26 protein-coding genes and 1 other RNA gene are annotated in these 25,582 nt (G+C 54.5%); 5 read left to right on the top strand and 22 right to left on the bottom strand.

The window, feature by feature from the left end; translation table 11 throughout:
- The first annotated feature begins 32 nt into the window (after positions 1-32).
- Entirely contained in the window at positions 33-1,118 is a 1,086-nt protein-coding gene (locus AC0YNU_RS10870; RefSeq protein WP_475756073.1) for a coiled-coil domain-containing protein, read from the top strand.
- 2 nt (positions 1,119-1,120) lie between these two features.
- Here AC0YNU_RS10870 and AC0YNU_RS10875 read toward each other — a convergent pair whose 3' ends face one another.
- Entirely contained in the window at positions 1,121-2,455 is a 1,335-nt protein-coding gene (locus AC0YNU_RS10875) for an ABC transporter substrate-binding protein (RefSeq protein WP_475756075.1), read from the bottom strand.
- Positions 2,456-2,605: 150 nt separating this feature from the next.
- On the opposite strand from AC0YNU_RS10875, the gene AC0YNU_RS10880 reads away from it, so the two are divergent.
- Positions 2,606-3,127 carry a hypothetical protein gene (locus tag AC0YNU_RS10880; protein ID WP_475756077.1) on the top strand — a complete coding sequence of 174 codons (522 nt, stop codon included), beginning with the start codon at positions 2,606-2,608 and terminating at the stop codon, positions 3,125-3,127.
- Here AC0YNU_RS10880 and AC0YNU_RS10885 read toward each other — a convergent pair.
- On the bottom strand, positions 3,124-4,455 hold the full coding sequence (locus tag AC0YNU_RS10885) for a PhoH family protein (protein WP_475756079.1): 1,332 nt from the start codon (positions 4,453-4,455) through the stop codon (positions 3,124-3,126). The genes AC0YNU_RS10880 and AC0YNU_RS10885 overlap by 4 nt on opposite strands.
- 239 nt (positions 4,456-4,694) lie before the next feature.
- Between AC0YNU_RS10885 and AC0YNU_RS10890 the strand changes: the two genes are divergently transcribed.
- Positions 4,695-5,273, top strand: a complete 579-nt coding sequence (locus AC0YNU_RS10890) for a YhcN/YlaJ family sporulation lipoprotein (RefSeq protein WP_475756081.1) — start codon at positions 4,695-4,697, stop codon at positions 5,271-5,273.
- Positions 5,274-5,408: 135 nt separating this feature from the next.
- Here the strand turns inward: AC0YNU_RS10890 and AC0YNU_RS10895 are convergent, their stop codons facing one another.
- From AC0YNU_RS10895 to AC0YNU_RS10925, 7 genes are all read right to left on the bottom strand, one after another.
- Positions 5,409-5,861 carry a PNPOx family protein gene (locus AC0YNU_RS10895; RefSeq protein WP_475756083.1) on the bottom strand — a complete coding sequence of 151 codons (453 nt, stop codon included), beginning with the start codon at positions 5,859-5,861 and terminating at the stop codon, positions 5,409-5,411.
- A gap of 80 nt (positions 5,862-5,941) precedes the next feature.
- Positions 5,942-6,946 carry an LCP family protein gene (locus AC0YNU_RS10900; protein WP_475756085.1) on the bottom strand — a complete coding sequence of 335 codons (1,005 nt, stop codon included), beginning with the start codon at positions 6,944-6,946 and terminating at the stop codon, positions 5,942-5,944.
- A gap of 15 nt (positions 6,947-6,961) precedes the next feature.
- A complete protein-coding gene (locus AC0YNU_RS10905) occupies positions 6,962-7,234 on the bottom strand; it encodes a hypothetical protein (protein WP_475756087.1) in 273 nt (90 codons plus the stop codon).
- A 5-nt stretch (positions 7,235-7,239) separates the two neighbouring features.
- Complete coding sequence (locus AC0YNU_RS10910) at positions 7,240-7,539, bottom strand: YlaH-like family protein (protein WP_475756089.1); 300 nt, start codon at positions 7,537-7,539, stop codon at positions 7,240-7,242.
- Positions 7,540-7,681: 142 nt separating this feature from the next.
- Positions 7,682-9,523 (bottom strand): translational GTPase TypA, encoded by a 1,842-nt coding sequence (typA, locus tag AC0YNU_RS10915; protein WP_475756091.1) that lies wholly within the window; start codon positions 9,521-9,523, stop codon positions 7,682-7,684.
- A gap of 78 nt (positions 9,524-9,601) precedes the next feature.
- On the bottom strand, positions 9,602-10,084 hold the full coding sequence (locus AC0YNU_RS10920) for a hypothetical protein (protein ID WP_475756093.1): 483 nt from the start codon (positions 10,082-10,084) through the stop codon (positions 9,602-9,604).
- A gap of 107 nt (positions 10,085-10,191) precedes the next feature.
- Positions 10,192-10,851 (bottom strand): TerC family protein, encoded by a 660-nt coding sequence (locus AC0YNU_RS10925; RefSeq protein WP_475756094.1) that lies wholly within the window; start codon positions 10,849-10,851, stop codon positions 10,192-10,194.
- A 243-nt stretch (positions 10,852-11,094) separates the two neighbouring features.
- Here AC0YNU_RS10925 and AC0YNU_RS10930 point away from each other — a divergent pair, with 243 nt between their 5' ends.
- Positions 11,095-11,796: a TerC family protein gene (locus AC0YNU_RS10930; protein WP_475756096.1), complete on the top strand. Its 702-nt coding sequence runs from the start codon at positions 11,095-11,097 to the stop codon at positions 11,794-11,796.
- Positions 11,797-11,922: 126 nt separating this feature from the next.
- Here AC0YNU_RS10930 and AC0YNU_RS10935 read toward each other — a convergent pair whose 3' ends face one another.
- From AC0YNU_RS10935 to AC0YNU_RS10970, 8 genes are all read right to left on the bottom strand, one after another.
- Positions 11,923-13,365: an MDR family MFS transporter gene (locus AC0YNU_RS10935; protein WP_475756098.1), complete on the bottom strand. Its 1,443-nt coding sequence runs from the start codon at positions 13,363-13,365 to the stop codon at positions 11,923-11,925.
- Between the two features lie 61 nt (positions 13,366-13,426).
- A complete protein-coding gene (locus AC0YNU_RS10940; protein ID WP_475756100.1) occupies positions 13,427-14,095 on the bottom strand; it encodes a TetR/AcrR family transcriptional regulator in 669 nt (222 codons plus the stop codon).
- Between the two features lie 209 nt (positions 14,096-14,304).
- A complete protein-coding gene (thiI, locus tag AC0YNU_RS10945) occupies positions 14,305-15,525 on the bottom strand; it encodes a tRNA uracil 4-sulfurtransferase ThiI (protein ID WP_475756103.1) in 1,221 nt (406 codons plus the stop codon).
- A gap of 4 nt (positions 15,526-15,529) precedes the next feature.
- On the bottom strand, positions 15,530-16,699 hold the full coding sequence (locus AC0YNU_RS10950; protein ID WP_475756105.1) for a cysteine desulfurase family protein: 1,170 nt from the start codon (positions 16,697-16,699) through the stop codon (positions 15,530-15,532).
- Positions 16,700-16,849: 150 nt separating this feature from the next.
- A complete protein-coding gene (locus AC0YNU_RS10955; protein WP_475756107.1) occupies positions 16,850-17,548 on the bottom strand; it encodes a lytic transglycosylase domain-containing protein in 699 nt (232 codons plus the stop codon).
- A gap of 154 nt (positions 17,549-17,702) precedes the next feature.
- Positions 17,703-18,119 (bottom strand): hypothetical protein, encoded by a 417-nt coding sequence (locus AC0YNU_RS10960; RefSeq protein ID WP_475756109.1) that lies wholly within the window; start codon positions 18,117-18,119, stop codon positions 17,703-17,705.
- 6 nt (positions 18,120-18,125) lie between these two features.
- The gene (locus AC0YNU_RS10965) at positions 18,126-18,338 is read right to left on the bottom strand and encodes a DUF1540 domain-containing protein (protein ID WP_475756111.1); all 213 of its coding nucleotides are present in this window, start codon (positions 18,336-18,338) and stop codon (positions 18,126-18,128) included.
- A 53-nt stretch (positions 18,339-18,391) separates the two neighbouring features.
- Complete coding sequence (locus AC0YNU_RS10970) at positions 18,392-18,892, bottom strand: YpuI family protein (protein WP_161703083.1); 501 nt, start codon at positions 18,890-18,892, stop codon at positions 18,392-18,394.
- 202 nt (positions 18,893-19,094) lie between these two features.
- Between AC0YNU_RS10970 and AC0YNU_RS10975 the strand changes: the two genes are divergently transcribed.
- Positions 19,095-21,029, top strand: coding sequence for a S8 family peptidase (locus AC0YNU_RS10975; RefSeq protein WP_475756114.1), 1,935 nt, complete (start codon positions 19,095-19,097; stop codon positions 21,027-21,029).
- 114 nt (positions 21,030-21,143) lie between these two features.
- Here the strand turns inward: AC0YNU_RS10975 and rnpB are convergent.
- The 5 genes from rnpB to rpoD form a co-directional block, all read right to left on the bottom strand.
- Positions 21,144-21,550, bottom strand: an RNA gene (rnpB, locus tag AC0YNU_RS10980) — RNase P RNA component class A.
- Between the two features lie 67 nt (positions 21,551-21,617).
- Complete coding sequence (locus AC0YNU_RS10985) at positions 21,618-22,739, bottom strand: Nif3-like dinuclear metal center hexameric protein (RefSeq protein WP_475756116.1); 1,122 nt, start codon at positions 22,737-22,739, stop codon at positions 21,618-21,620.
- The gene (locus AC0YNU_RS10990; protein ID WP_475756118.1) at positions 22,703-23,494 is read right to left on the bottom strand and encodes a tRNA (adenine(22)-N(1))-methyltransferase; all 792 of its coding nucleotides are present in this window, start codon (positions 23,492-23,494) and stop codon (positions 22,703-22,705) included. Before AC0YNU_RS10990 ends, AC0YNU_RS10985 begins: the two co-directional genes overlap by 37 nt.
- Position 23,495: 1 nt before the next feature.
- Entirely contained in the window at positions 23,496-23,978 is a 483-nt protein-coding gene (locus AC0YNU_RS10995) for a hypothetical protein (protein ID WP_475756120.1), read from the bottom strand.
- 462 nt (positions 23,979-24,440) lie between these two features.
- Entirely contained in the window at positions 24,441-25,565 is a 1,125-nt protein-coding gene (gene rpoD, locus AC0YNU_RS11000) for an RNA polymerase sigma factor RpoD (RefSeq protein ID WP_161703094.1), read from the bottom strand.
- Positions 25,566-25,582: the final 17 nt, after the last annotated feature.

A 25,582-nucleotide genomic window follows, 5' to 3' on the forward strand; every position in this document is an offset into this window, starting at 1 on the left:
GCATCCGCAAACGCCAGAAAGGGGGACGGGCCGTGCAAGGAACGAAACGCCGCTGGATTGCCGCCCTGACGGCAGGTGCGATCGCAAGCTGGCTGGCTATCTATCCCGTTCTCGCCGAACCCGCCGTGCCGCAAGACGAAGAGATCCGCAGCGTGCTCGAGAAAAGCTTGTCCGTTGTCGAAATCGACAAGGAGATTACGCGCATCCAAGCGGAACAAAGCGGTATCCAGGCCAAGCTGTCGTCCGCTCAAGCCGAGCTTGAGAAACAACAGACTGCCATCGACAAGAAGCGCGAGGATGCCGGGAAGGTTCTGCGCGCTTATTATACCGGAGAACGGGACGTGCTGCTGACCGCCGTGCTGTCCGCCCGCAATTTATCGGCCTTGCTGACGGTCATGGACTATTTCGATTATATTTTCTCCTCCGACAAAACGACCTTGAACGACTATACGAAGCAGTACAAGGCGCTTAAGAAATCGATCGCTTCGCTGAACTCGCAATCCGCGCAGCTGGATGAGGTCGAAGCCCGCTTGCAAACGCAGCGCAGCCGCGTAACCGCTCTGCAGAACGATGTCGATGCCTCGCTGAGCGGACGGTCCGATGCCGACAAGCTGCGATCGCTGATCGACGAATATACGGATTATTGGCAGAACGTCGGCCTTGTCGAGGTCAACCGTTATTTTAAAGCGTTGTCCAAAGCGATGGGGCATATCCCCGAGTGGGTGGAGAAAAACAAAGACATGCTGGATATCGACGGCTTTAATTATACGCTGACGATTCCGGACGACAAGCTGAACGCGTTCCTCCGCGAGCAAAACGAGATTTTCGACAATTTCGCCTTTGCCTTCGAGCCGGACAAAGTAATGATCACCGGTAAACGCGACGACCTCGAGGTCGAGCTGCTTGGGCATTATACGCTGGAAAAGAACGGCGCAATCCAGTTTCACGTCGATGAACTGATCTTCAACGGGCTTGCTTTGCCGGATACGACGCGCAAGCAGCTGGAGAGACAATTCGATCTCGGCTTCAATCCAGCGCAGATTGTTTCTTTCCTCAAAGCAAAGTCCGTGGCCGTAGAGAACGGAAACCTCATCATCAAGCTCTCCATCAGCCTATAGCTTTACTTAGAGGGCGGCGCTTCGGCGCCGTTTTTCGCTGTCTCCAGGGGCTCTTCGTTCCACTCCGAGATCAGCCCCGCCGCCGTCTCCGGTAAGAAGTCTTTCCCGTTGCCGCCAAGCGATGCGCATAATTCCGACCAGCGAACCCACCGCTCGCGCCATGGCGGATCCGGAGCCGCTGCCGCAGCCTGAAGCATGCGAGCGAGAAAATGGGGCGGCCGGTCCGCGATTTCGTTATAGACGAACTCGCCCGTCATGACGGATACGCGTGCCGGAAGCCGTCCGAAGATTCGATAACGGTCCAGCTGTTCGTTCGAAGCGGTCATGTCCTGGACCCATTCTCTTGCTTCGGCCAGCTTGTCCGTCTCTGCCGTCAGTACGAAGCTTCTTCCGTTCGTGCGCACGACCGGACTCTTCGTCGATCCGACCGTAAGCAGCGACCGCTCTTCATCCGTCATCGCGAAATAAACCGACCACGGAATCGTAGCGCCGAGCAGCGTCTCCGTACGAAAGGCTTGGAGCAGCCCGGCCCGTTGCGTCAACGGATCGAATCGCGTCAATTGCTGCGCATGCTCCGCCGCGAATTGCAGCTGCTGTTTCTGGCTGGCGTTGAACGGAGACAGTCCCGCCGCCGCTTCTGCATTCTCCGGGAATAAGCCGATCCAAGCCGATAGATCTCTTGCATCTGCCGTATTCAGGTTGAACGGGCTGAACCCGTCAGGCTTCAGCTCAGACAGCGTCGATACGATATTCTTGAAGGCGTTCATGCTTGAAGGCGGCTCTTGATTGCCTGCCGCTTGGAGCAGCTTCTTCGACCATACGTTCAGCGATGGGTTGCTGTCTACGGGCACGCCCCACAGCGAGCCGTTCCACTTCACCATGCCTGTGAGCGCTTCCAACAAGTCTGCGGCCGAATCTCCGGTTACGATCTCATCGACGGGAAGCAAGTATCCCAGCATCGCGAATTCGCGAACCCGGTCATCGTCGAGGAGCATGATGTCGAAGGACTCGCCGGCTTCGGATGCTTTCTTGAGCGCCTCGTCGGCATCCTCGGTATGGATGTTTGTCATCTCGATCGAAACGTTCGGATGACTTTGCTGATAGCTTTCGTTGCCTTTGACCCAATATTGAAATTCCGCCTCATCCATCGAGACGGCAATCGACAGCGTTGTCCGTTCGTGATCGTCGCCGTTCGCGACCTCCGGCTGCTGGCTGGAAGGTGTCCCGCCGCCTGGCGGCGTGATGGGCGAACCCGGCTTGCTGCTTAGGGAAACGAGCAAAGCCGCGCATAGCGTAAATCCGCTTAGCAGCAAAACAACCGCTTTTCTGCGTGACACCTTATCCCTCCTCGCCCATTTAAGCTAACTTACATTGTAGCAAGAAAGCGCTTTTTTGTCGCTATTCAATTCTTTCCCGCCCTGAATTGCTTCTCTCCGAGATATCCCTCATACTACCGATAGACGCTGAACAGAAGGAGAATGTTGCTCATGAAGACCGTTTGCAGCCTTGAACTGCATCTGCCCGAAGGCAAGCTTCCAGGGTATTACGCCCAAATCATCAAAGGCATCGCGGACATCGTTACGCTGCTCGACCGCCACAAAACGCTGCTGTTCGTGAGCGGGCCGGAAGAGTGCGAGGCCATCATCCAATTTACTTCCAAGTATAAAGTGGACTGCGAGGTCGGCACGTGGCTGCAGCTTGGACCGGGCTGGGAGCCGAACGATCGTACGTTCACCGACTATGGACTGCGCACGCGCGAGGGAAATGCATTCGTGGATCTAGGACTTGCCGCTGTCGTCGCGTTATCCGCTGCGGGGGATCCGTCTTCGGAGCTCGAACAAGCGCTCGAGCAGGCGGACGAGCATGCCATTGCATCCCTGACGCAAGAAGACGGCCGGCGGCTGCTGGCCGTCGACCGTCATCAGGTGGAGCTGATCGCAGGAATCGCCCGCGCCTACCGCTGCACGTATGAACTCATCCAACCAGCCGCCGCGCCGTCTATCCGTTAAAGCAAATCCGCCGCCAGCTGGGCGAGCTTGGAGCGCTCGCCCTTCTCCAGCGTCATATGGCCGCTGACGCCTTCCTGCTTGAAGCGCTCCACGATATGCGTGAGTCCGTTGCTGATGGAATCGAGATACGGATGGTCGATTTGCTCCGGATCCCCCATCAGTACGATTTTACTGCCCTCGCCCACCCGCGACACGATCGTTTTCACTTCATGACGGGTCAAGTTTTGGGCTTCGTCCACGATAATGAACTGCCCCGGTATCGACCGCCCCCTGATGTAGGTCAACGCCTCCACCTGTATGCTTCCGAGACCCATCAATATTTTATCGATATCCCCCGACTTCTTCGTATCGAATAAGAACTCCAAATTATCGTAAATCGGCTGCATCCACGGACGCAGCTTCTCTTCTTTCTCGCCTGGCAAGTAGCCGATATCTTTGCCCATCGGCACGACGGGTCTCGCGATCAGCAGCTTTTTGTATTTATGCTCATCCTCGACTTTCATCAGTCCTGCGGCCAGGGCAAGGAGCGTCTTCCCCGTTCCCGCTTTGCCCGTCAACGTAACGAGCGGGATGTCGTCGTTCAGCAGCAGCTCCAGCGCCATCCGCTGCTGTGCGTTGCGCGCCGTTATGCCCCACACGGGATCGTTGCTTAAGTACAGCGGTTCCAATCTCGCTCCATCCTGGCTCACCTTGAGCAGCGCGGATTTCGATGTCCCCATCTCGTCTCTGAGGATGACGAACTCGTTGGGGTGCAGCCTTATATGGAGCAGCAGGTTTTTGATCGTCAGGAAGCGGTACGTATAAAATTCGTCAATGACGGACGGATGCACCTTCAGCGTCAAATAGCCGGCATAAACCTCGGAAGGCGCCACCACCTGATCGGACAAATAATCCTGTGCGTCGATGCCCAGCACGTCGGCTTTGATCCGGACGAGCACGTCCTTGCTGACGATGATGACCGGCCGTTTCTCCCCCTTATCCTGCTCTTCCAAGTGATAATTCAAGGCCACCGCGAGTATGCGGTTGTCGTTCGACATTTCGCCGAACATCTCCTGCACGCGCACGAAGCTCCGATGGTTCAATTCGACTTTAAGCAATCCGCCGTTATCCAGCACGATACCTTCATGCAAGTGTCCGTTCTCTCTCATATGGTCCAGCAGCCGGGAAACATGCCGCGCATTGCGTCCAAGCTCATCGGCCAGCCTTTTCTTCGAGTCGATCTCTTCCAACACCACCGCGGGGATAATGACCTCGTTATCGTCAAAGGCAAAGATCGCTTGCGGGTCATGGAGCAGAACATTGGTGTCGAGCACGAATATTTTTTTCATCGTGAGCCCTCCTGGCGTTGGAATTTCGTTCAAGGCATACATAGCGCAACCCGCTTCTAGGTAAACTAGGTAGGATGCAAACCCGAGCTGTAAGCGGTGCTTACGTCAAGGGTAGGATGCATACCCGAGCAGTAAGCGGGGCTTACGACTAGGGAAGGCTCCGTACCCGAGCTGTAAGCGGAGCTTACGACAAGGGCTTGAACAAAAGATGCAGACTTTAGAAAGGTCAGGTGGCGAATATGAGGAAATGGCTGGTACCCGCTATGCTCCTTTGTTTGCTGGCAGCAGGGTGCAACACCGTTGCCCGCAATGAGACATCACCCTCTCCGCAGAATGATAATCGCGTCCATGCACAGCAGAGCTCCCCGCAGAAGAAAACCATCAGCAGCCCGAAGCAGGTCGCCGCGCATTTGGAGGAATTGGCGCGTCATGTGCCGGGCGTAAAGGGCGCGCACTGCGTGGTCTTTAAAAATAAAGCAGTCGTCGGTATCGACGTCGCCGGCAACCTGGACCGTTCACGCGTCGGTACTGTCAAATACGCGGTTGCGGAAGCGTTCCACAAGGATCCCTACGGCGTCGACGCCATCGTTACCGCAGATATCGACCTCTCCCACAGGCTCAGCGAGCTCGGAGCCGATATTAGACGCGGCCGTCCAATCGCCGGCTTAGGCGAAGAAATGGCCGACATCATCGGCCGAATCGTGCCGCAAATTCCGCGGGACGTGCAGCCTATGAAAATGGAACCGAAATCCACGGAACGGAAGAACCTCGATCGCCAGCTCCAGCAGGCCGGCTCGAAAAACCAGAAGAAGCTTTAAACGTGATGTTGTTCGAAACTAGTTGAGACAGATCAAGGTCAAACAGGTGGAGCAGCAATGCGGTTACGTCGGCGTTGGAGTCTGCCGGAATAAGAAAACACCGTCAATGAACAGAAAAAGCCTAGTGAACGCTCACTAGGCTTTTCTCATGGCTGCAAACACCTGTCCATCCAGTTTGTCCGCAGCTCTTTTGTCATAGGTTTTCTCATGTTCCGGTCCAGCGGACAAGCGCGCGCCGTAAAACATCGCATCGCGGATTGAAGCGATGTCAATGTCGAAGCAGACGAGCTTAAAGGGTACTTCTTCCAATGCTTCCGAAGCAAGCTTCGCTGTGCCGTAGATCGTTTGAACGGTTCCCGGCGCAAACAGCGTAACGCTTACTTCCGCTTTCGAAGTCATGTTCGTAGACAAGCGCGAGCGGCCGTCAATCGCGAATCTGAGCGTGGTACGGTCGACCGCATAAATCCACGAGATCGCGCTGGACGTTGGGGAGCCGTTGTCCGTATCGATGGTGTGCAGAAGAACGAACGGGTCGTGATTCAGCGCGCCAAACAATTCGTCAGTAAGTACTGTGACGGGTTCGGTCATCCGCATGCCCTCCTTGCTTAACGTGTCATGAATGCTCCGATGGACCCATTATAGCATAGCAGTGTCCCTACTTCCACCCGTCATTCAGCCAGTTTTGCTTGAAGCGCATCCTTCGCGGCCTGCAGCTTGCTTTGGTCCAAATAGACGTAAGGGCTCTTCCACGTTCCTTCGAGCGGAATGAACGTAATGTCGCTGCCGCTGATGCCGTAATACGTCTTGAGCAGGTTCTCGACTTCGCTTGACGGGATGTCCATCCGCAAATTGTTGCCTACCGCACGGATGACGCCGGCGATCTTGGGCACGCCGGAGAATGACTTCAGCTTGTCAGCGATTTGGCCAAGCACTTGGCTCTCCCGCTGGTTGCGGTCGAAATCGCTGGACATGTTCTTGCCGTCATTCGACTTGCGGTAGCGGACGAAATCAAGCGCATCGTCGCCCATCAGCTTCTGACGGCCTTTGGACAAATCGATGTCCGTACCGTCGGCTTTATCCACGTAATGCATGTCCATGTCGACATCGACCGTTACGCCGCCAATCGCATCCACGACATCGGAGAAGCCCTGGAAGTTGATCATCGCGGTATAGTCGAGCGGAATGTCGAAAAACTTGCCGAACATCGTACGCATGCCTTTTTTCGCTGCTTGCTCCGCTTCCTTGTCTTTCAAGCCGTCGTTATGCTCCTGCCTGAGGAAATTCGCGTAATACGCATTCGCCTTGCGACTGTTGTAGCCGCTCACCTGAATGCGCGAATCCCGGGGAATGGAGACGACTACGGCAGACTTGGTCTTGGGATTCATCGCTACGATCATCATGACGTCCGTATTCATCGTCCCCGTCTTCTTGCGGGTGTCAATGCCGAGCATCATTAAGGTGACCGGCTTCACTTTCACGGAATCTTCAGGCGCCACGACAACGGTCGGGTCTGCATCCGTCGTAATATCCTTCAGCGCTTGTTTGGACTCAAATATCAGGTAGCCAATGTAGCATGCAGCTCCGACGAGCACAAGGAGAAGAACAGCCATGATACGGCGCGGCCAGTAGTTTTTCTTCTTCGGTCGTAAATCTTTGTCAGCCGTCCTTGTCATAGGGGTCCACCTTCGTCAGTTGTATTTCGGATTCTGGTTGATGTCGGTCAGCAGCTGCTCGGCGGCTTCTCTCGGGTACATCTGCAGCTTCGTGCGGTCATCTTTGACATACTTCACATGTATCATCGTGTCATCCGTCTTATGTACGAGCAAGCCCGTCACGCCATGGTCATCCGTCAAGATTTCGAGAAAGAAATCGCGGGTGTCCGCAGCGGCGCGGTCATCGGGACGCTGCTCGGCAACGAGCTGAATTTGCAGCCAATTAAACAGGGCATCCTCGAGGCGCAATGGCGTTAGACCCCTTCCGCGTCGGATCTGCTGCTGCGTTTGGCTTTGATTTTGTCGTAGAGCTGTCTGCCGCGAAGCAGAAGCATCATGAAGACGGCAACGGCCATGCATTGGAGAATCGGCAGCTTGTCGAATTGCAGGACGAACAGCACGAAGGCGCCAAAGGCCATGATGGCATGAACCAAAATCTCTTTCAGAATCGGCAAACGCTTCTGCGCGCGGAAAACGGCATTAAAGATATAAATGGTAAACGCGAGAATCAACACATACGTTAAGACGGGATGATCATGAAGCCAAGTTTGCATCCGCTCTCTGCCTCCTTCTATTCCTCTTCTATAAATAGCATATTGAAGCGCCTGACGCAAACGGCAGGGCAACCGATCTCCATATAGGAAATCCGCTGCCCTGCCTCCGTCAAAGCTGTGGCGATTCTAAACTTGCCTTAAATTATACGCCTGCTTGGGCGGTTTTGCGTTGTTTCTCCGCACGTTCGCGCTCGCTCTTATTCAAGAGCTTCTTGCGCAGGCGGATCGATTTTGGCGTTACTTCGCAGTATTCATCGTCGTTCAAGTATTCCAGCGCCTGCTCCAAGGAGAACAGCACCGGCGTTTTCAGACGGACAGTGTCGTCTTTACCCGCGGAACGAACGTTCGTCAGCGCCTTTTCTTTGCAAATGTTGACGATGATGTCGCTGTCGCGGTTGTGCTCGCCAACAATCATGCCCTCGTATACGTCAGTTGCCGGTTCCAGGAACAGCAAGCCGCGGTCTTCCACGCCGAGCATGCCATAGAATGTCGTTACGCCAGTCTCGCTGGAAATCAATACGCCTTGATGACGTCCGCCGACGGAAGATCCTGCAAGCGGTCCGTAGTTGTCGAAGGCATGGTTCATGATGCCGTAGCCGCGCGTGAGCGTCAGGAAGTTCGTGCGGTAGCCGATCAGGCCGCGCGCAGGAATGATAAACTCGATACGGACTTGACCGTTGCCGTTGTTGACCATGTTGACCATTTCGGCTTTGCGCGATCCCAAGCTCTCCATTACCGCACCCATGTTTTCTTCGGGTACGTCGATAAGCAGGCGCTCGTAAGGCTCGCATTTCACGCCGTCGATTTCTTTCACGATAACTTCCGGTTTGGATACTTGAAGCTCGAAGCCTTCACGGCGCATATTCTCGATCAGAATGCCCAGGTGAAGCTCTCCGCGTCCGGATACGATAAAGGCATCCGGGCTCTCGGTTTCTTCGACGCGCAGCGCAACGTCGGTTTCCAATTCTTTGAACAAACGCTCACGCAGCTTACGGGACGTTACCCATTTGCCTTCGCGGCCCGCGAACGGGCTGTTGTTGACGAGGAACGTCATTTGCAGCGTCGGCTCGTCGATCTTCAGAACCGGCAGCGCCTCCGGATTGGCCGGATCGGCGATCGTCTCGCCGATATTGATCTCCCGGATACCCGCGATGGCTACGATGTCGCCTGCGCCGGCTTCTTCAACCTCGACGCGCTTCAAGCCTTGGAAACCGAACAGCTTCTCGATGCGCGCTTGCTTCGTGATGCCTTCGCGATTGATGACCGCGACGGATTGACCTTGGCGGATTTTGCCGCGGTTAACGCGTCCAACCGCAATTCGGCCGAGATATTCGTTATAATCAAGCAGCGTAACGAGGAATTGCAGCGGTTCTTCGATGCTCTCCGTCGGCGCAGGGATATGCTCGACGATCGTCTCGTACAGCGCCTGCATGTTCTCGTCTTGCTTCTCCACGTTCATGCTTGCCGTACCCATAAGCGCGGAAGCGTAAACGACAGGGAATTCCAGCTGTTCGTCGTTCGCGCCTAGCTCGATGAACAGATCCAGCACTTCATCGACGACTTGCTCCGGACTTGCGTTCGGACGGTCGATCTTGTTCAGGACGACGATCGGCGTCAATTGGCTCTCGAGCGCTTTACGGAGTACGAATTTCGTTTGCGGCATACAGCCTTCGAAGGCATCGACCACAAGCAGCACGCCGTCGACCATTTTCATGATCCGCTCCACTTCTCCGCCGAAGTCGGCGTGTCCAGGGGTATCCACGATGTTGATCAGGTAGTCCTTATAGTTAACCGCCGTGTTTTTGGCCAAAATGGTAATACCGCGTTCCCGTTCCAAATCATTGGAATCCATTGCGCGCTCTTGCACCGTTTCGTTATCGCGGTACGTGCCCGATTGTTGAAGCAGTTTATCGACTAGCGTTGTTTTACCATGGTCAACGTGCGCGATGATGGCGATGTTTCTGATGTTCTCTCTGGCTTGCATTGTAAGTTATCCACTCCACTTTTTATTTATAGTCTGTTTAACACCAAGCTTCATAAACCGTGCCAATCCATTGCAACCTTACCAGCGGGCCTTCCGTCCCAGCACAAGCCATGCACCCGCCGCGATCAGCAAGACAGCTATGATGTATAACCCCCAGCCCCATACCAGCATGATCAGGAACAGGCATACCGCCGCAAGCGCCAATACGATGGCAAGCGTTAGCGGAAATCTCGGACGGTACGTGTCGAAAAGATGATATTCGTACAATCCGGCTGCGACGCTTAAAATCATAAACGGCCATACGTACTGCATGTTGTTCCAGCCGAGTGCCATACAAAAGAAAAAAATAAAGGCGTTAATCGTCAAAATCGCTCCAGGGACCAATACGTATGGAGGCAGCAATCGTCCGAAAAACAGCACGTGCAGCAAAATGCCGGGTATCAACAGAAAGAGTGGCCAGAAGTTTGTGCCGATAAACGCAAACAGCCCCAATTTTCCGAGTAAAATCACAGCGCCGGCGACCAAAAAGAGAAGTCCGACGGTGTATTGATTTTTCGACATGCCTAAGTTCCTTTCTCTCGACACTTTTTTAACATTTACTAGTGTAATGGAACGGAAGGCAAAAAACCAGTGAAAGTACTGCAAATTACTGAAAATAATAGGTTATTTCATTTTTTGATGCGCAAGAGTGCCACAATTATGACGAATGGAACGAATAAGACGGGCAGCGCTTTGATCATTACGGCCGCATTCTCGGCCAGCAGCCGGTGGATAGCCGGGTCGTGGACGAGCATCTCTCCGGATGCGTAACCAAGCAGGCCTCCGCCGATATAGACCAGGGAAGGAAATTTACGAAGCATATCGCTGAGCAGCTGGCTGCCCCATACAATCATCGGGATGCTGAGCAGGATTCCAAGCAGGATAAGAACGGGTTCTCCTTGCGCTACGGCTGCAATCGCCAGCACATTGTCGAGGCTCATGATAAAATCCGCGATGACGATCGTGCGGACCGCTCCCGCGAGCGAGCTGACCTTGCGCATGGCATGAAATTCTTGGGCATGATTCGACGCGTCCATGATGAGCTTCACGGCAATCCAGAATAACAATATGCTTCCGCCGGCCTGGAGGTACGGAACCTGCAGCAGCGATAAGGCAACCAGCGTGAGCGCACAGCGCAGACCAACGGCTGCAACGGCCCCCCAGAGAACGGCCTTGCGCCGCTGCGCGGGCGGCAGCTGCTGGCTTGCAAGCGCTATGACGACGGCGTTATCACCGCTTAAGAGCACATTGATAACCATGATTTGAATAAACACGATCAAGCTGTCCAATTTGTCCGCCTCCTGCGAAGAAACGGCTATAGCCCGTCCTGATCGAGGACGAAGCTGGTTTCTTCCTTTTGAAATAGTTTCCAGGGAGGATGGTGGAAAGTGCGCTCCGCGTAAAGAAAGCTCCCGTCTATGAACGGTATGTTCCAAATGGACAGCTTATGTTTGCGATTTTTTTTGAATCCTTTCGCCTCCGGGCTCGTATGAGGTGTTAGCTATCGCAAGCAGAAAGGGTGTTGAAACAAAATGGACTTCTTCTCACTTGAATTTTTCACGGCACTCGCGACGATCGTCTTCATCGACTTGATCCTTGCCGGAGACAACGCAATCGTTATCGGGCTAGCTGCCAGAAAGCTGCCGAAAGAGCAGCAGAAAAAAGCGGTCATCTGGGGAACAGTCGGGGCCGTCGCCATCCGAGCCGTCGCAACCGTGCTGGTCGTCTACCTGCTCCAGGTGCCTTGGCTGATGGTGGCAGGCGGTGTCCTGCTGCTGTGGATTGCTTATAAATTGCTGGTCGATTCGGACGCGCATGACGATGTCCAAGCCGGCGGTACGCTATGGCAGTCCGTTCGGACCATCATCATCGCCGACGCGGCCATGGGGATCGATAATGTCATCGCCGTCGCCGGCGCCGGACACGGCAATATCCTCCTCGTCGTCCTTGGTCTCATCATCAGCATTCCCATCGTCGTATGGGGCAGCACAGTATTCATCAAGGTCATATCGAGTTATCCATGGATTGTCTATATCGGTTCCGCGGTCATCGCTTATACCGCCGCGAAGATGATTACCCACGAGAAACGGCTGGAGGAACTATTCGACGCAAGTCCGGCTTTCGAATGGTCGTTCATGATTTTGGTCGTAATCGCCGTCGTAGCTTTCGGTCTGCGCAAGAACCTCAGACGCGGCAGATCGGTCCAAGTCGAAACCGGCAGCGAATCCCTTTAAGCGGCCATGCCATTCATATCCAAACAAAAGATCGCCTTCCCGATTGCGGAAGGCGATCTTTTGTTTGGCTTGCGATTGTAATGCAACAACTGTCGAGCCAAGAGCAGCTTAATGCCGCTTAACTCTTTAGTGTCCCATCATCATGGCCGGATCCGGTGCATCCCCGCCGGCTAATTTATCTTCTTCTTTCAACCGAGGTTTGCGAAGAATCAAGGAAAGCAATACGCCTACGGTCGCAATGCAGGCGGACAGGAAGAACGTATCGCCGTAACCGGCTACGACCGCCGTCAGCGGATTCGCTCCTTCGCCCGCTCCTGCGGCATGAGATGTGATTTGAGAGGTCAGATAGCCCGTGAGACCGGCAACGGCGAACGATACGACAACCTGTTGCGCTGCCGTCGTAAGCGGCGTTACGCGGCTTACCAGCCGCCTTGGAGCCGAATTCAGCACATGCGTGTTCAGCGGCATCATGGAGAAGCCCATGCCAAGACCCATCATGCAGATAGCTACGATAATTAGCCATAAGCTCGTGTCGACCGTAACGCCCGACAGAATGAACAAAGCTGCGGAAACGACGGCAAGACCGGCGAAAGCAAGCGGCCGCGCACCGATTTTATCGAAGAGTCTGCCGCTGATCGGCATGCCGATCCCTGCGCATATCGCCTGCGGCATGAGAATCCATCCCGTGTCCAGGGCCGAATAGCCTTTGACGCCTTGAAGATAGAGCGGCACGATCAGCATGGCGCCGAACAACGCGAGCTGTACGATCCAAGTCAGAATGATGCTGCGCGTAAAGTCGGACGATTTGAATACTTTAAGCTCCAGCAGCGGCTGCTTCTGGCCTAGCTCGACAAAAATGAAGATGATTAAAGCGACCCCGCCTACGATAAGACCGGTCAGCGTCGATGTCGAAGTCCAGCTCGTGCCGCCTTCGCTTACTCCGTATGCCAGCATGGCGAAAGCAATTGGCGCCAGGCACATGCCGATGACGTCCAAGTGAGGCGCAGTTTGACGGTCGGATCGAGGTAAAAATTTAACGCCAAGGAAAAATGCGATGATGCCGATAGGCAAATTGATGATGAAGATCCAATGCCAGCTGACGGAATCGACCAGCCATCCGGACAGAACCGGCCCGAAAGCCGGCGCCATCAGCATAGGAATGCCGAGCACGCCCATGATGGAACCGCGGCGCTCCGGCGGCGCAAGCTTGAATACCATCGCCATCCCGATCGGGGAAACCATTCCTCCGCCCAAGCCTTGAAGCACGCGGAAAATGATCAGCTGCTCCGGGGTCTGCGCTACTCCGCACAGAACGGATCCGAGGGTAAACAACGTAATGGTCACCAGGAATATCTGCTTGGAACCGAATTTATCCGTCAGCCAGCCGGCAAGCGGAATGACTGCAGACAGGGCCAGTGTATATCCGGTAACCGTCCATTGGATGGTTTTCAAATCGGTGTCGAAATATTCGACTAACTTCGGAATGGCATTGTTGACGACCGTGCTGTCTAGAATAACCATGATCATGCCTACGATAATGGCCATCAGCGGTGGAAGAATGACTTTCATCGAGAAATTATCGCCGCCATTTGCGGGTAGTTGCGCTGGAGGTCGAGCGGACATAGATGCCTCAGCTTTCTGCTCTGCGAGCGGTATATTTGTAAAAATAATGATCCAGAAAAAAATCGATTTGTTCCTCGACGGACGCGCTGATCAGCAGATCTCCCGCTTCCATCGCTTTTTGCTTGTGCGCGAAAGTGCCCTTGATGATGGGCGACAGAATCGCCGCGAACATTTGCTGCATGATGAGCATCGTCGTTTGCCTGCTGGACGGACCGATGATTTCCGTCAGCACGGCTCTCAGCTTCTCGAACCCCTGACTTTTGAGAAACTCGGCATATTCCGTTTGCGATTCGAAAAAATGCTCTTGGCCAAGCAGGCGTTTGATCAGCTCGGGATGCTCTTGAAGCGAGTTCGTGTACGAAAGCATGAAATTCTTCAATCGCGCAAGCGGAGGCAATTCAGTTTCGTCGAATGCAGAGAAGGCTGCCCGAAACGAAGTAAGCTGCAGCTTGAGCGTTTCACTGATTAGCTTCTCCTTCGAGCCAAAATAATAATTGACGAGCGCTACGTTTGCTTCAGCTATGCTGGCAATTTTGCGGATCGTTACCCCTTCGAGCCCTTCGGCTTTAATCAATTCCAAGGTTGCGGCAAGAATTTTTTCTTTTGTCGAGGGAATCACTCCGATCGGAAACGTTGATCCATGCTTAAACATCCACTTAAACGATGATTTAAACATTGATTTAAACGTTGTTTTAAACAGTGTTTAATATACCTTGAAAATCGCCCGGCTGTCAAACCTTATTGTTGCTGCGTTCCGTCTGTATATGCAAAAAAGAAGCTGCCAGCGAAGTCATCATGAGCAGATGATTCGCGGACAACTCCTTCTATTCCCAGCTGTTCCTTATACTTGAATTCTTTAACTCTCACTTCCTATTTACTCCATCCTTAAAACCAATCGTCTTGGCCCGCCGATTCCGCTGCCGATCGAATCTCAGGGGTTATCGTCATCGTCTCCACCGTCAGAACCGCCTGATGAATCATCTCATCCAGGTTGCCAATGCTCGCTTCGGCTTTCTCGACAATGCTCAAGTTCGGATTCGTCGTCGGATTCTTCGGTACGAATAAGGTGCAGCAGTCCTCATACGGCAGGATCGACGTTTCGAACGTCCCGATTTGCCTGGCAATGCGGATGATCTCGTTCTTGTCCATCGTTATGAGCGGCCGCAGCAGCGGAAGCTCCGTCGTACGGCCGATAACGTTCATGCTGCCGAGCGTTTGGCTGGCCACTTGTCCTAGACTGTCGCCTGTCACAAGCCCCATCGCTTCCCGCTGCCCTGCGATCTGCTCCGCGATGCGAAGCATGGATCGGCGCATCAGCGTGATGATGAGCGAATCATGGTTGCATTGCGCGATGGCCGTTTGAATATCGGTAAACGAAACCAGATGCAGCTTAACGGAGCTGCCCGTGAAATGCACCAGCCTGCGAACCAGCTCGATGACCTTCTCCGTTGCCTTCTCGCTCGTGAACGGGTAACTGTGGTAATGGACCGCTTCCAGTTCCAAACCCTGCCGCATCGCGAGGTACCCGGCAACGGGACTGTCTATGCCGCCCGACAGCAAGAGCAGCGCCTTGCCGTTCGTGCCGTACGGATAGCCGCCCGCGCCCGGTACGACGCTATTGAAGACATAGGTGCCTTCCGGCTGAATCTCGACGCGGAGCTCGACCTCCGGCTCGCGGACGTTAACCTTAAGGCCCGGCAGTTCGCGGAGCACATGTCCGCCGACCAAATGGTTCATTTCTTGCGAATCATGCGGAAAAGCTTTATCGACGCGGCGAACGGATACCTTGAACGTCTCCGGCTGCTTCGGAAGTGCCTGCATGACAGCGAGCGCAGCGTTTCGAATGGCCTCCAGCTCGCTTGGCGCACGGAGAATGGGGCTGAAGGAAGCGATGCCGAAGATCGACTTCAGCTTCACCGCCATCTCCTCATAGGGCTCGCCGTTCAAGGTAACATAAATTCTGCCATACGCCCTGACGATTTCGGCGCGCGTATAGTCTGCCAGTGCTTTCCTCACTTGCTCCGTGATTCGTTTGTCGAACTTATCCCGGTTCTTGCCTTTCACTGTGAATTCCCCGAATCGAAGCAAAATCATATCCGGATTCATGCCGTTATCCCTCTTTTCGTTCCAGCGGTTTTAATTTGTGCACGACTTTGCGGAGCATGCCGCACAGCCATTCAAGCTCGGCCTCTCCGTGCTCGTCCCCGAAGCTGATGCGGATGCCGCTTGCTGCTCGGTCTCTGGATAATCCCATCGCGAGCAGCACACGGCTGGGCTCATCGCTTTTCGAAGAACAGGCCGATTTGGTGGATGCCAATATCCGGTGTTTCTCGAGCATATGAACAATAACCTCGGGCTTCATGCCGGGGTATGAGAAATTAACGATGTTTGGCGCGGCCCTGCCGCCGACCGTGACGTCCGAACTGCCGTTCAATACGAGCTCAGGGATCGCCGAGATACAAGCCAGCAGACGCGCTCGCAGCGCGTACATGCGTGTCTCCCTCTCCGACTGGCTCTCAACCGCGAGCCGAAATGCCTTGGCCGCCGCCACGATCGCCGGAACGTTCTCCGTGCCCGGACGAAGGTTCCGTTCTTGGCCGCCACCCTGATACACGGGCGCAAGCTGGAGCCCCGGACGGACATAGAGCAGGCCGGCTCCTCTCGGCCCGCCCAGCTTGTGAGCAGAAGCCGAGAAGAGATCGATCCGGCTGCCTTCGAGATCGACCTTCACTTTACCGACGCTCTGCACCCCGTCCACATGAAAAATGATGTTGCCGCGGCTCTTCAGACGGCTGCCTATATCCGCAACGGACTGAATCGTCCCGGTCTCGTTGTTCACGTGCATGATGCTGACGAGCGTCGTCTGCTCCGTCAACGCTCCTTCCACGTCGTCGGCGGATACGATTCCCTCTTCGTTGGCTGGCAAGTATGTCACCGTCCAGCCTTCCCGTTCCAGTTGCTTGCATGTATCGTATACGGAAGGATGCTCGATGGCGGAAGTAATCAGATGTTTGCCTTTGCGCCCCAAGCTGCGGGCTGCGCCGACAATCGCCATATTATTACTCTCCGTCCCCCCCGACGTGAAGAGCCAATCAGCCGCTGCAGTGCCGGGAAATAAGCCCGCAACGACCATTCTGGCCCGTTCCAGCAAATGTCCGGCCTCTTGTCCGCCGCGATGAAGCGAGGATGGATTCGCATAATGCTTCGCCATGATTTCGGTCATCGTGCGGATGACTTCTTCATGCGGCGGCGAGGATGCGCAATGATCGAAGTAGTGCATGTTCAAGTATTCCTTTCAAAACGCGTTTCCTACTAGTATCGCATATAAAAGAAAAAGATCAACGAAAGAAGGCTTTTGCGGCATATCCTTGCCGCAAAAGCCTTCTCCGCGATCTTCCTGTAAACTGGCATCTAGACTCGAGACTCGGCTCTACGCCGAATAGCCCGACTTTGCGTTCAATACCTTCGTTACATAACGCTGCGTCTCGTCAGGCAGACGGCTCATCAGCGACCGGAAATCGCTGTCCGTTTGGATGCCCGCCCGGTCCACTCTGCCGGGACCGGCATTGTAAGCCGCCAAGGCCGCTTCTTCATTGCCGCCGTATTTGCGCATCAAATAAGAGAGAAACTTCGTGCCGCCTTCGATATTCTGCTGCGGATCGAATGAATTCGCCACGCCCAGGCTGCGCGCGGTGCCATCCATAAGCTGCATCAGCCCTTTGGCGCCGGAAGAAGACTGCGCGTTCGCGTCATAGCCGGATTCCGTATGGATGACCGCTTTGATCAAGGTCGGATCGATACCGTACTTCGCCGCCGCTTGATCGATCCATGCATCGTAATCGGCTGTATTGCCGGTGCCCGAATCAAGCTGCGCATTCAAGCTGCTCAGCATCGGAGCGAGCGAGCTCAAGCCATTCGCAGGCATTAAATTGGCATATGTAGAGAGATCGTCCGTTGTGGAAACACCGCCTGAACCGCCGGCCATGTATTGTTGAAGCAGCGTATCGAACATCGAGGAACCGTCTGCTCCCGTTGTGGTGGACAATACGTTTTCGTTGCCGTTCAAGTCCAGGCTCGGCAGCATTTGCAGCTGCAGCAGCGATTTCATAATCCGCGGATCAATGCTCATGTCGTAAGTTACCCCCACCGTCTTCTGCTTTTATTCGACAAAGATTAACACTATTTTACATCGAACCGCGATTTCGCGCCAATGAGCCGATAGTCCCATGCAGGAGCAGGAATCGTAAAAAACCGGCCAGGGAATATCCCCAGCCGGCCGGTTCTTAGGTTATCGCATAATAAAAAGGGACAAGGACCAGATAAGCGAGAACGGCGATCATGCCAAGCGCAATGGACGTTATGCCCAGACCGCGCGCTCCTTGCCAATAAGCGATGAAGCCGACGACGACGGCAGTCGCGCCAAGCACCACCGGCCAAACAATCCAAGACAAGACGGCCAAAACAAGTGCTGCCCAGCCTGTTGCCACGCCAGCCGATTTGGTTTCCCGAACGACTTGATTCGTCAACCTGGTTGTCTGACGGTCCGGATAATAATCGCGCATCGAGGCGTTCGGAACGGCAATTTCCGCCGCTGCTTCCTCGTTGTACGCCCTCATATCGGGGTGGTACAACGGGCCTGTCGCCGTGTCGTCGTGCGGACTATGCTCGAACCTTTCGTGACCGTGGTTTTCGCGTTCCATGCGGCTTCACTCCTTTGGTTTAAAGGTTTGACAGCAAGTGGACGCACTGTTATCGGCTTTGTCCTGATGGTCGTGCCCGAAATGTTCTTCGGCGAATTCGGCATCAAAGTCGACGTTGGCATGACGGTCGATGTCGACCATGATTTTGTCGGCGCCGCATTGATTTCCTTCGCCCCAGAAAGAGCAGTTTGCAACGCTGCAGCTTACGCTATTCGGCATAAAAATCACCCCCGGTATCAAGTTGCCCGTACCGGGGGTGAGTTATGTCTGCCTTATTTTTGTCCTTGCATGCGGCGCTGCGTCATGTAGTCGCTCTCGTAGTACGAAAGGTCGTCGCGCAGCTCCTCGAAAACTTTCGAAACGGACAATACGATGTCGCGTCCCGTACGAACCGGCTTCTTGCGGAAACGGATAGCATCTTGTCCCGTGTAAGCATAACGGCCGTCTTCGGAATAGCATTCGTTCTTCGGATAGAAAAATGCATTAACGCATTGGTGGTAGACTTCGTAAAGCGCGCGTTCCGCGAAATCCGTATCGAAATTAGGCCGTCTTAGCGCAACGCCCAGCTTCTCGTACGCTACTTCGGAAAAAACCAGCATGTGGCGGAGATCAGACAGCAATCCTTTATAGAAAAGCTCCGATTCGTTTCCTTGGTCCTCGGCAGTGAGCTGCGGAAGAGCATTTTCGTTCAGAAACGATTCCAGTTGGCTGATGGCTAGCTTCAATTTTTCCCTTGTTGATTCGCTAATCGCTTTTACGTTAGTCGAAGGCATGATTGGTAGATCCCCTTTCATCATCGCGAACAATACTTAAATCATCAACATCGTACCACAAATATGAAACAGATGGTACTGTCGTTTCAACCGGAAGACCGTATATTTTCCCCCGGCGGACGTTACCCTAAGGCTTAATGGCGAGGCGCGGAGCTCACTGTCATCGCGCTTGCAGGCGTCAATTCAGGGAGGAAAATACGATATGACTCGACGTAAATGGATCGGCTGGTTCGCGGTGCTGGCCGCGATCGCTTTGTTGATACCGCTCACCCCATGGTTCAGCGGTCGCGCACCGGGCGAGACGAATAAGAATACGAAGCAAATGAGCACGATGACGGCGCATCAGGAACGCCAGATGAAGCTGGCTGCCGTGAAATCGGACATGGATGCAACCGCGCTGCTCTGCACGACGGAGTGCTCGCGCAACTTTGAAAAGCTGATTCGTCACGAGGCAGCAGCGCCGATGAACAAGCAGCATCTGCAGCATATGATGAAGATGCATAAGCAGATGGTCTATGTCTGGTGGCATCATCAAGGCGGCAGCATTGCGCAAGGGGATAAGCCTGCCTCCGATAAACTGAATGCGTTGGTCAGCCAAGCGAAGAAGCAGGTTATGGCTGGTACAGATTTTGCCTCCTCCCCTCTTCAAGCGAATGGTCACCGTTATATGGTGATCGGAGAGGCGGATAAGAAGCATAAAGGCGACGGGATCGTCGGCGTGCTGCTGCAGGATATCGTCATGAAGGTGCAAGATCATCAGCGCCGTAATCTCCGTCTCGTTCCGTATCCGGCGGAAGGCAAATACAAGATCGAATCGGTCAAACCGAATTCCACGACCGACATTACGGTCAACAACGGCGAGCAGAACGGGAACGCCAGCCATTACCATCTCAACGAAGTCGTGGTCAGATTCAAGGTGCAGCCTTCCGCCGACGAAATAGCTCGCATTCAGCGGGATATTAGCGCGCTTTCGACGAGAAAGCTCGGTTATACGTATGTTTTCCGCTCGCGGGTTATGGAAGCCGACGATATGATGAGATATTTCCAACGCAGCCGGAACGTCGTCTATGCGGAGCCTCATTATTTGTATATGACCAATGATGCTCGAACCGGAACCGAAACTCAAAAAAAATCTGGACATGGCTCCGTTACTGGCAACGTGGGCACGGATTCCGTTGCGAATTCGAATTCGGATACGGACATCACGCCGAACGACGCGCTCTACTCCCAGTACCAATGGAATCTTCCCGTCATCGAGGCGGAGAAAGGCTGGAACCTCTCCAAGGGCAGCGATCAAGTGCTGATCGGCGTACTGGATACGGGCGTGCAGGCCGATCATCCGGATTTGATCGGCAAGCTTGAAAAAGGCACCAATTTGGTCGACGACACGAGCCCGCCCGACGACGACGTCGGACACGGGACGCATGTATCCGGTATTATCGCGGCTTCCGTCAACAACGGCGAAGGCGTGGCAGGCATCACATGGTACAACAAAATCGTTCCCGTCAAGGTGCTGGACTCGAGCGGCGCCGGATCCACCTATTCCGTCGCGGAAGGCATCATTTGGGCGGCGGACCATGGCATTAAAGTCATCAACATGAGTCTCGGCAATTATGCCGAAGCCCAGTTCCTTCACGACGCCATCAAATACGCGTATGACAAGGATGTCGTGCTGGTCGCAGCCAGCGGCAATGACAATACGGAACGCCCGGGCTATCCAGCGGCGTATCCGGAGGTGCTGGCGGTCGCATCCACCAATGCGGACAGCACGCGTTCCCCGTTCTCCAATTACGGCAATTACATCGACGTGGCGGCCCCTGGGATGAGCATCGCGAGCACGTACCCCGGCAGCCAGTACGCCGCACTCTCCGGCACTTCGATGGCCAGTCCGCATGTCGCGGCGCTGGCGGGGCTGATCCGCTCCATCAATCCGGACCTCAAAAATACCGAGGTGATGGATATTATCCGTCAATCAGCGAAGGACCTCGGCAATAAAGGCAAAGACAATTATTTTGGATACGGGCAAATCGATATCGACAAAGCGCTGATGGCCGCCCGTCAAACGAAGGTCTCGCTGCAGCAGTTCCCGCAGCAGGTGGAGCGGCGCTTGGCGCAGATCGCCCGCAAATACAGCTAAGCCCCTGCCGGCTCAACTGATGCCTTCTAGCCGGGCTAGCTCCGCTAATAGTCGCTCATGACGCCATAGACGAAATAACCCGCAAGGCATAAGCCTTGCGGGTTATTTGAGCATATGGAAAGCTTGCCGTAAGCCGGGTTCTGTACTTCGCGTGGTATAACGGGAACTACCCTTCCACTTGTGAAGCGACAATCATCTATCTAGGCCTGCCATTGCTGACCGGCTCCAGCGACACACCCGAACGCTCCCCGGGCAAGGGTGCAGCGCGAAGCTGCTGCGTTCTCTCGGTCTTGCTCCAGATGGGGTTTACCAGCACCGTTGTCACCAACGGTCCTCGTGGTCTCTTACACCACGGTTCCACCCTTGCCTGTGCCGCGCGCGAAGCGCGGCCATCGGCGGTCCATTTCTGTGGCACTATCCTTCGGCTCGCGCCGACTGGACGTTATCCAGCATCCTGCCCTTCGGAGCCCGGACTTTCCTCTCGCGGCAACGAGGCCGCCAGCGATTGTCTGTCAAACTTTCCGTGTAGTCATCAGTATACTAAGAAAAGAGACAAAGCTCAAGCCGGAAAGATTCCCTCCGTTTCCTCTACAGGAATCGGAACGGTTCCGTATTGATTTGCGACGGAATAGCTTCCGTCGCGTAGCTGCGCTGCTGCAGCTCTTGGCGCAGCCAATCTGCGAGCCGCGGCTTCATCAGTTTCTCGATATTATGGCCGGGATCGATAATCGACAGACCGGCAGCCAAGGCGTCATGCGCCGTATGATAATCGATATCCCCCGTCACAAGCACGTCTGCGCCTGCGAAGGACGCATGGCGAATATACCTGGACCCAGCCCCGCCGAGCACGGCAATCTTGCGGACAGACCGCTCAGGATCTCCGACTAACCGAAGGGCAGGCACATCGAAGGCTGACTTAGCCCTCGCTGCGAGCTCCCCTAATGTAATCGGCGCAGGCAGCTTGCCGACCCGACCCAAGCCGAATACGCGGCCCTTCAGCTCGACAGGATACAGATCGTACGCCACTTCCTCGTACGGATGCGCCTTCAGCATCGCTTGGACGACCTTCCGATGCGCGCTGTGCGGCACGATCGTCTCTACCCGGACTTCGCGAACGCGCTCCAGGCGGCCGGCTTCGCCAATGAATGGCTTGGCTTCCTCGCCCGGTTTGAACGTGCCGACGCCCTCGATGTTGAAGCTGCAATGGCTGTAGCCGCCGATTTGACCGGCTCCGGCATTCCAGATCGACTGCAGCACCTTTTCGTGATGCGCTTCGGGGACGAACACGACCAGCTTATACAGCTTATCGGTGTGCACATCCTCAAGCGAAGAACGTCCTTCCGCAGGGACGCCCAGCATGTCAGCCATCCAATCATTGATGCCGCCGTCCGCAACGTCGAGATTGGTGTGCGCGATATAAACCGCGATATCGTTCTTAATGAGCTTCTCGTACAGCTTGCCGGCAGGCGTCGACGTATCCAGCTTGGCCAGCGGCCGGTAGATGATAGCATGGTGCGCAACGATCAGCTCGGCCCCAATGGCGATCGCTTCATCGACTACCTCAGGCGTAACGTCAAGCGCCACCAGCACCTTCGTGATCTCCTTTTGAAGCGTGCCCAGCTGCAGACCGATTTTGTCGTTCTCCATCGCGATATGCTTCGGAGCCAGCTGTTCTAGCAGCTGGACGACGGTTTGACCGTTTGCAAACATGACAGTACCTCCTCGATCGCGTTGATCTCGCCGCGCAGCAGCGCCTCTTTCTCACGTGATTCGGGAAGCTCGGATTGCGCCATTTGTTTGCAAATCCGTTCAAGCTTCCTCATCTCGTGCCGCCATTTGTTAGGCAGGAGCTCCGCGCGTTGACGCAGCAAATAAGGACCCATGCGATAGAGCCACTCTTGCTTCAACCCGGGTTCCATAGCAGCCGGGAGGAACGAAGGGTCGTACAGACGCTCGTTCGTGATGTCGACTGGACTGTCCGCCGCGCGAAGCGCATGAAGCACCTCGTACATCTTCCCGTCTTCTTCCAGAAGCGTCTCGCTTTGGAGTACGTATCCATGCTGCGTCAACCATTTACGCACGATCTCTTCGCCTACGTTCGGCTGCAGCACCAGTTCCCGGACGCCTTCCAGCTTACCCGCCAGCCGTCCCGTTTCGAGGATGTCCGCCATCAAGGCTCCGCCCATCCCCGCAATCGTGACCGTATCCGCCTCACGTGGCGCAAGCACGCCTAAACCATTCCCTTGTCTAGCTTCGATGACCTTCGTAAGTCCCGCCTCGGCAATCTGTTTCCTAGCCGCCTGATAGGGACCGTAATTCAACTCTCCAGCGATCGCTGAAGGACATTTGCCGGACTGAAGCAGATACACCGGCAGCAGGGCATGGTCGGAACCGATATCCGCCGCGCGCGCGCCTGCCGTTACGCAGTCCGCAATCGTTTGTAATCGTTTTGACAGCTTTATCATTTCAAGCAACCCACGCAATCCATTGTTTTCGAAGCGAGAAGAGCAAGATGCCTCCCGCAATTATTTTGACAATAAGCTCCAATTGCAATTCGGCCGCACCGTCATTGAACATGGCCGTGTACAGCTCGGGCATGAACCAGGCCGCAGCACCCGCAATGAACAATATCGATGCCGATGATTTGGTCCACCGTTGAACGAACCAGCTGGACCAGCCGAATACGAACGAAAGGGGCAGCCAATACAGCTGAATTTGATACCATTCCGGCTCATCCGTATTATTCGACAGCAGCCAGGCATACACGAGGAAGGATGCCAGCCACCCGCACAAATGAAGCAGCGGAATCCTCGCGCCGATGCCGAAGGCTACCCATACGAGCGCGCAAAACGACAACAGACCTGCTTTCCAGCCCCATTCGCTCAAATCATGCAGCCCTAGTATGTACAATCCTGCGCCAAGCATGAGCAGCATTCCTGCTCCGATCAAACCTAGTCCCATCGACTCATTTTTAGATCGGTACTTATGACCTAGAAGCAACAGCAGATAGACGCCCGTCACCGACACGGCCATTTGCAATAGCGGATGAAAAACGTTAAAATAAAGAACAACAAAACAAATCAAGGAAAAAATTCCAAATGTAAGGAGCCATTGTTTCGCTGATGCTCCCTTCACCACAATCGCTGCCCTGCCTGCGAATGTTGCCGGAGCCCGGGTCTCCCCTTCCTCCAGATACAGGTTTAGCAGGAAGTCGCAGTATTGCTCTGGAAGCAGCTTCGATCGTTCCCAATGCTCGATTTCTTTAACAATCGTCTTTCGGCGCTCCTGATCCATAACAGCCCGTTGTCCCTTTCTTGGCGCATGATAATGACTTGCTGTAAGAAATATCGGCGGTAAGGCTTCGAACTTCCAAAAAAGACCTTGCTGCTCGCGCAGAAAGGTCCCGGATTGTTATTCAAGAAAATCTTTCAATCGCTTGCTGCGGGAAGGGTGACGAAGCTTGCGAAGTGCCTTCGCTTCGATTTGCCGAATCCGTTCGCGAGTAACGCCGAACACTTTGCCGACTTCCTCCAAGGTGCGGGTACGGCCGTCATCGAGTCCGAAACGCAGTCGCAGCACGTTTTCTTCACGCTCGGTGAGCGTATCCAGCACGTCCTCCAACTGTTCCTTCAGGAGCTCGTAAGCCGCGGCATCCGCCGGAGCGAGTGCTTCCTGATCCTCGATAAAGTCGCCCAGATGCGAATCGTCTTCTTCCCCGATTGGCGTTTCCAGCGAAACCGGCTCCTGCGCGATCTTCATAATTTCCCGAACCTTCTCGGTACTCAGATCCATCTCTGCCGCAATCTCTTCCGGGCTCGGCTCGCGGCCCAGCTCTTGAAGCAATTGACGGGAGACCCGAACGAGCTTGTTGATCGTTTCAACCATATGGACCGGGATTCGGATCGTACGCGCTTGGTCCGCGATCGCACGGGTGATCGCTTGTCTGATCCACCAAGTTGCGTACGTACTGAATTTGTAGCCCTTCGTATGGTCGAACTTCTCGACGGCTTTGATCAAGCCCATGTTGCCCTCTTGAATCAAATCCAAGAACAGCATACCGCGGCCTACGTAGCGCTTCGCGATACTTACAACGAGCCGAAGGTTAGCTTCAGCAAGCCGGCGTTTGGCTTCTTCGTCGCCGTTCTCGATCCGCTTCGCCAGTTCCACTTCGTCATCTGCCGACAACAACGGGACGCGGCCGATTTCCTTCAAGTACATCCGAACCGGATCGTTTATTTTAATGCCTGGCGGGAGTGCCAAGTCATCGTCGAAGTTGAAGTCGTCTTGTTCGCGTTCTTGATCATCCCTGTTGCCAATCGGAAGATCATCGTTCTCGTTCACCACTTCAATTCCGATATCGTCAAGCTGTTCGAAGAACTCATCGATTTGTTCCGGATCCTGATCGAACGGCGAAAGCTTCTCCATGATTTCTTTGTAGGTTAAGGAGGATCTTTTCTTCCCATGTTCAATCAGCTGTTCTTTGACGAGTTCCAGCCTTTGTTCAGTATCCAATTCAGTATGTTGATCATTCGCCATATTCCGACTCCCTCCTC

This window comes from Paenibacillus sp. J31P316, from assembly GCF_056269105.1.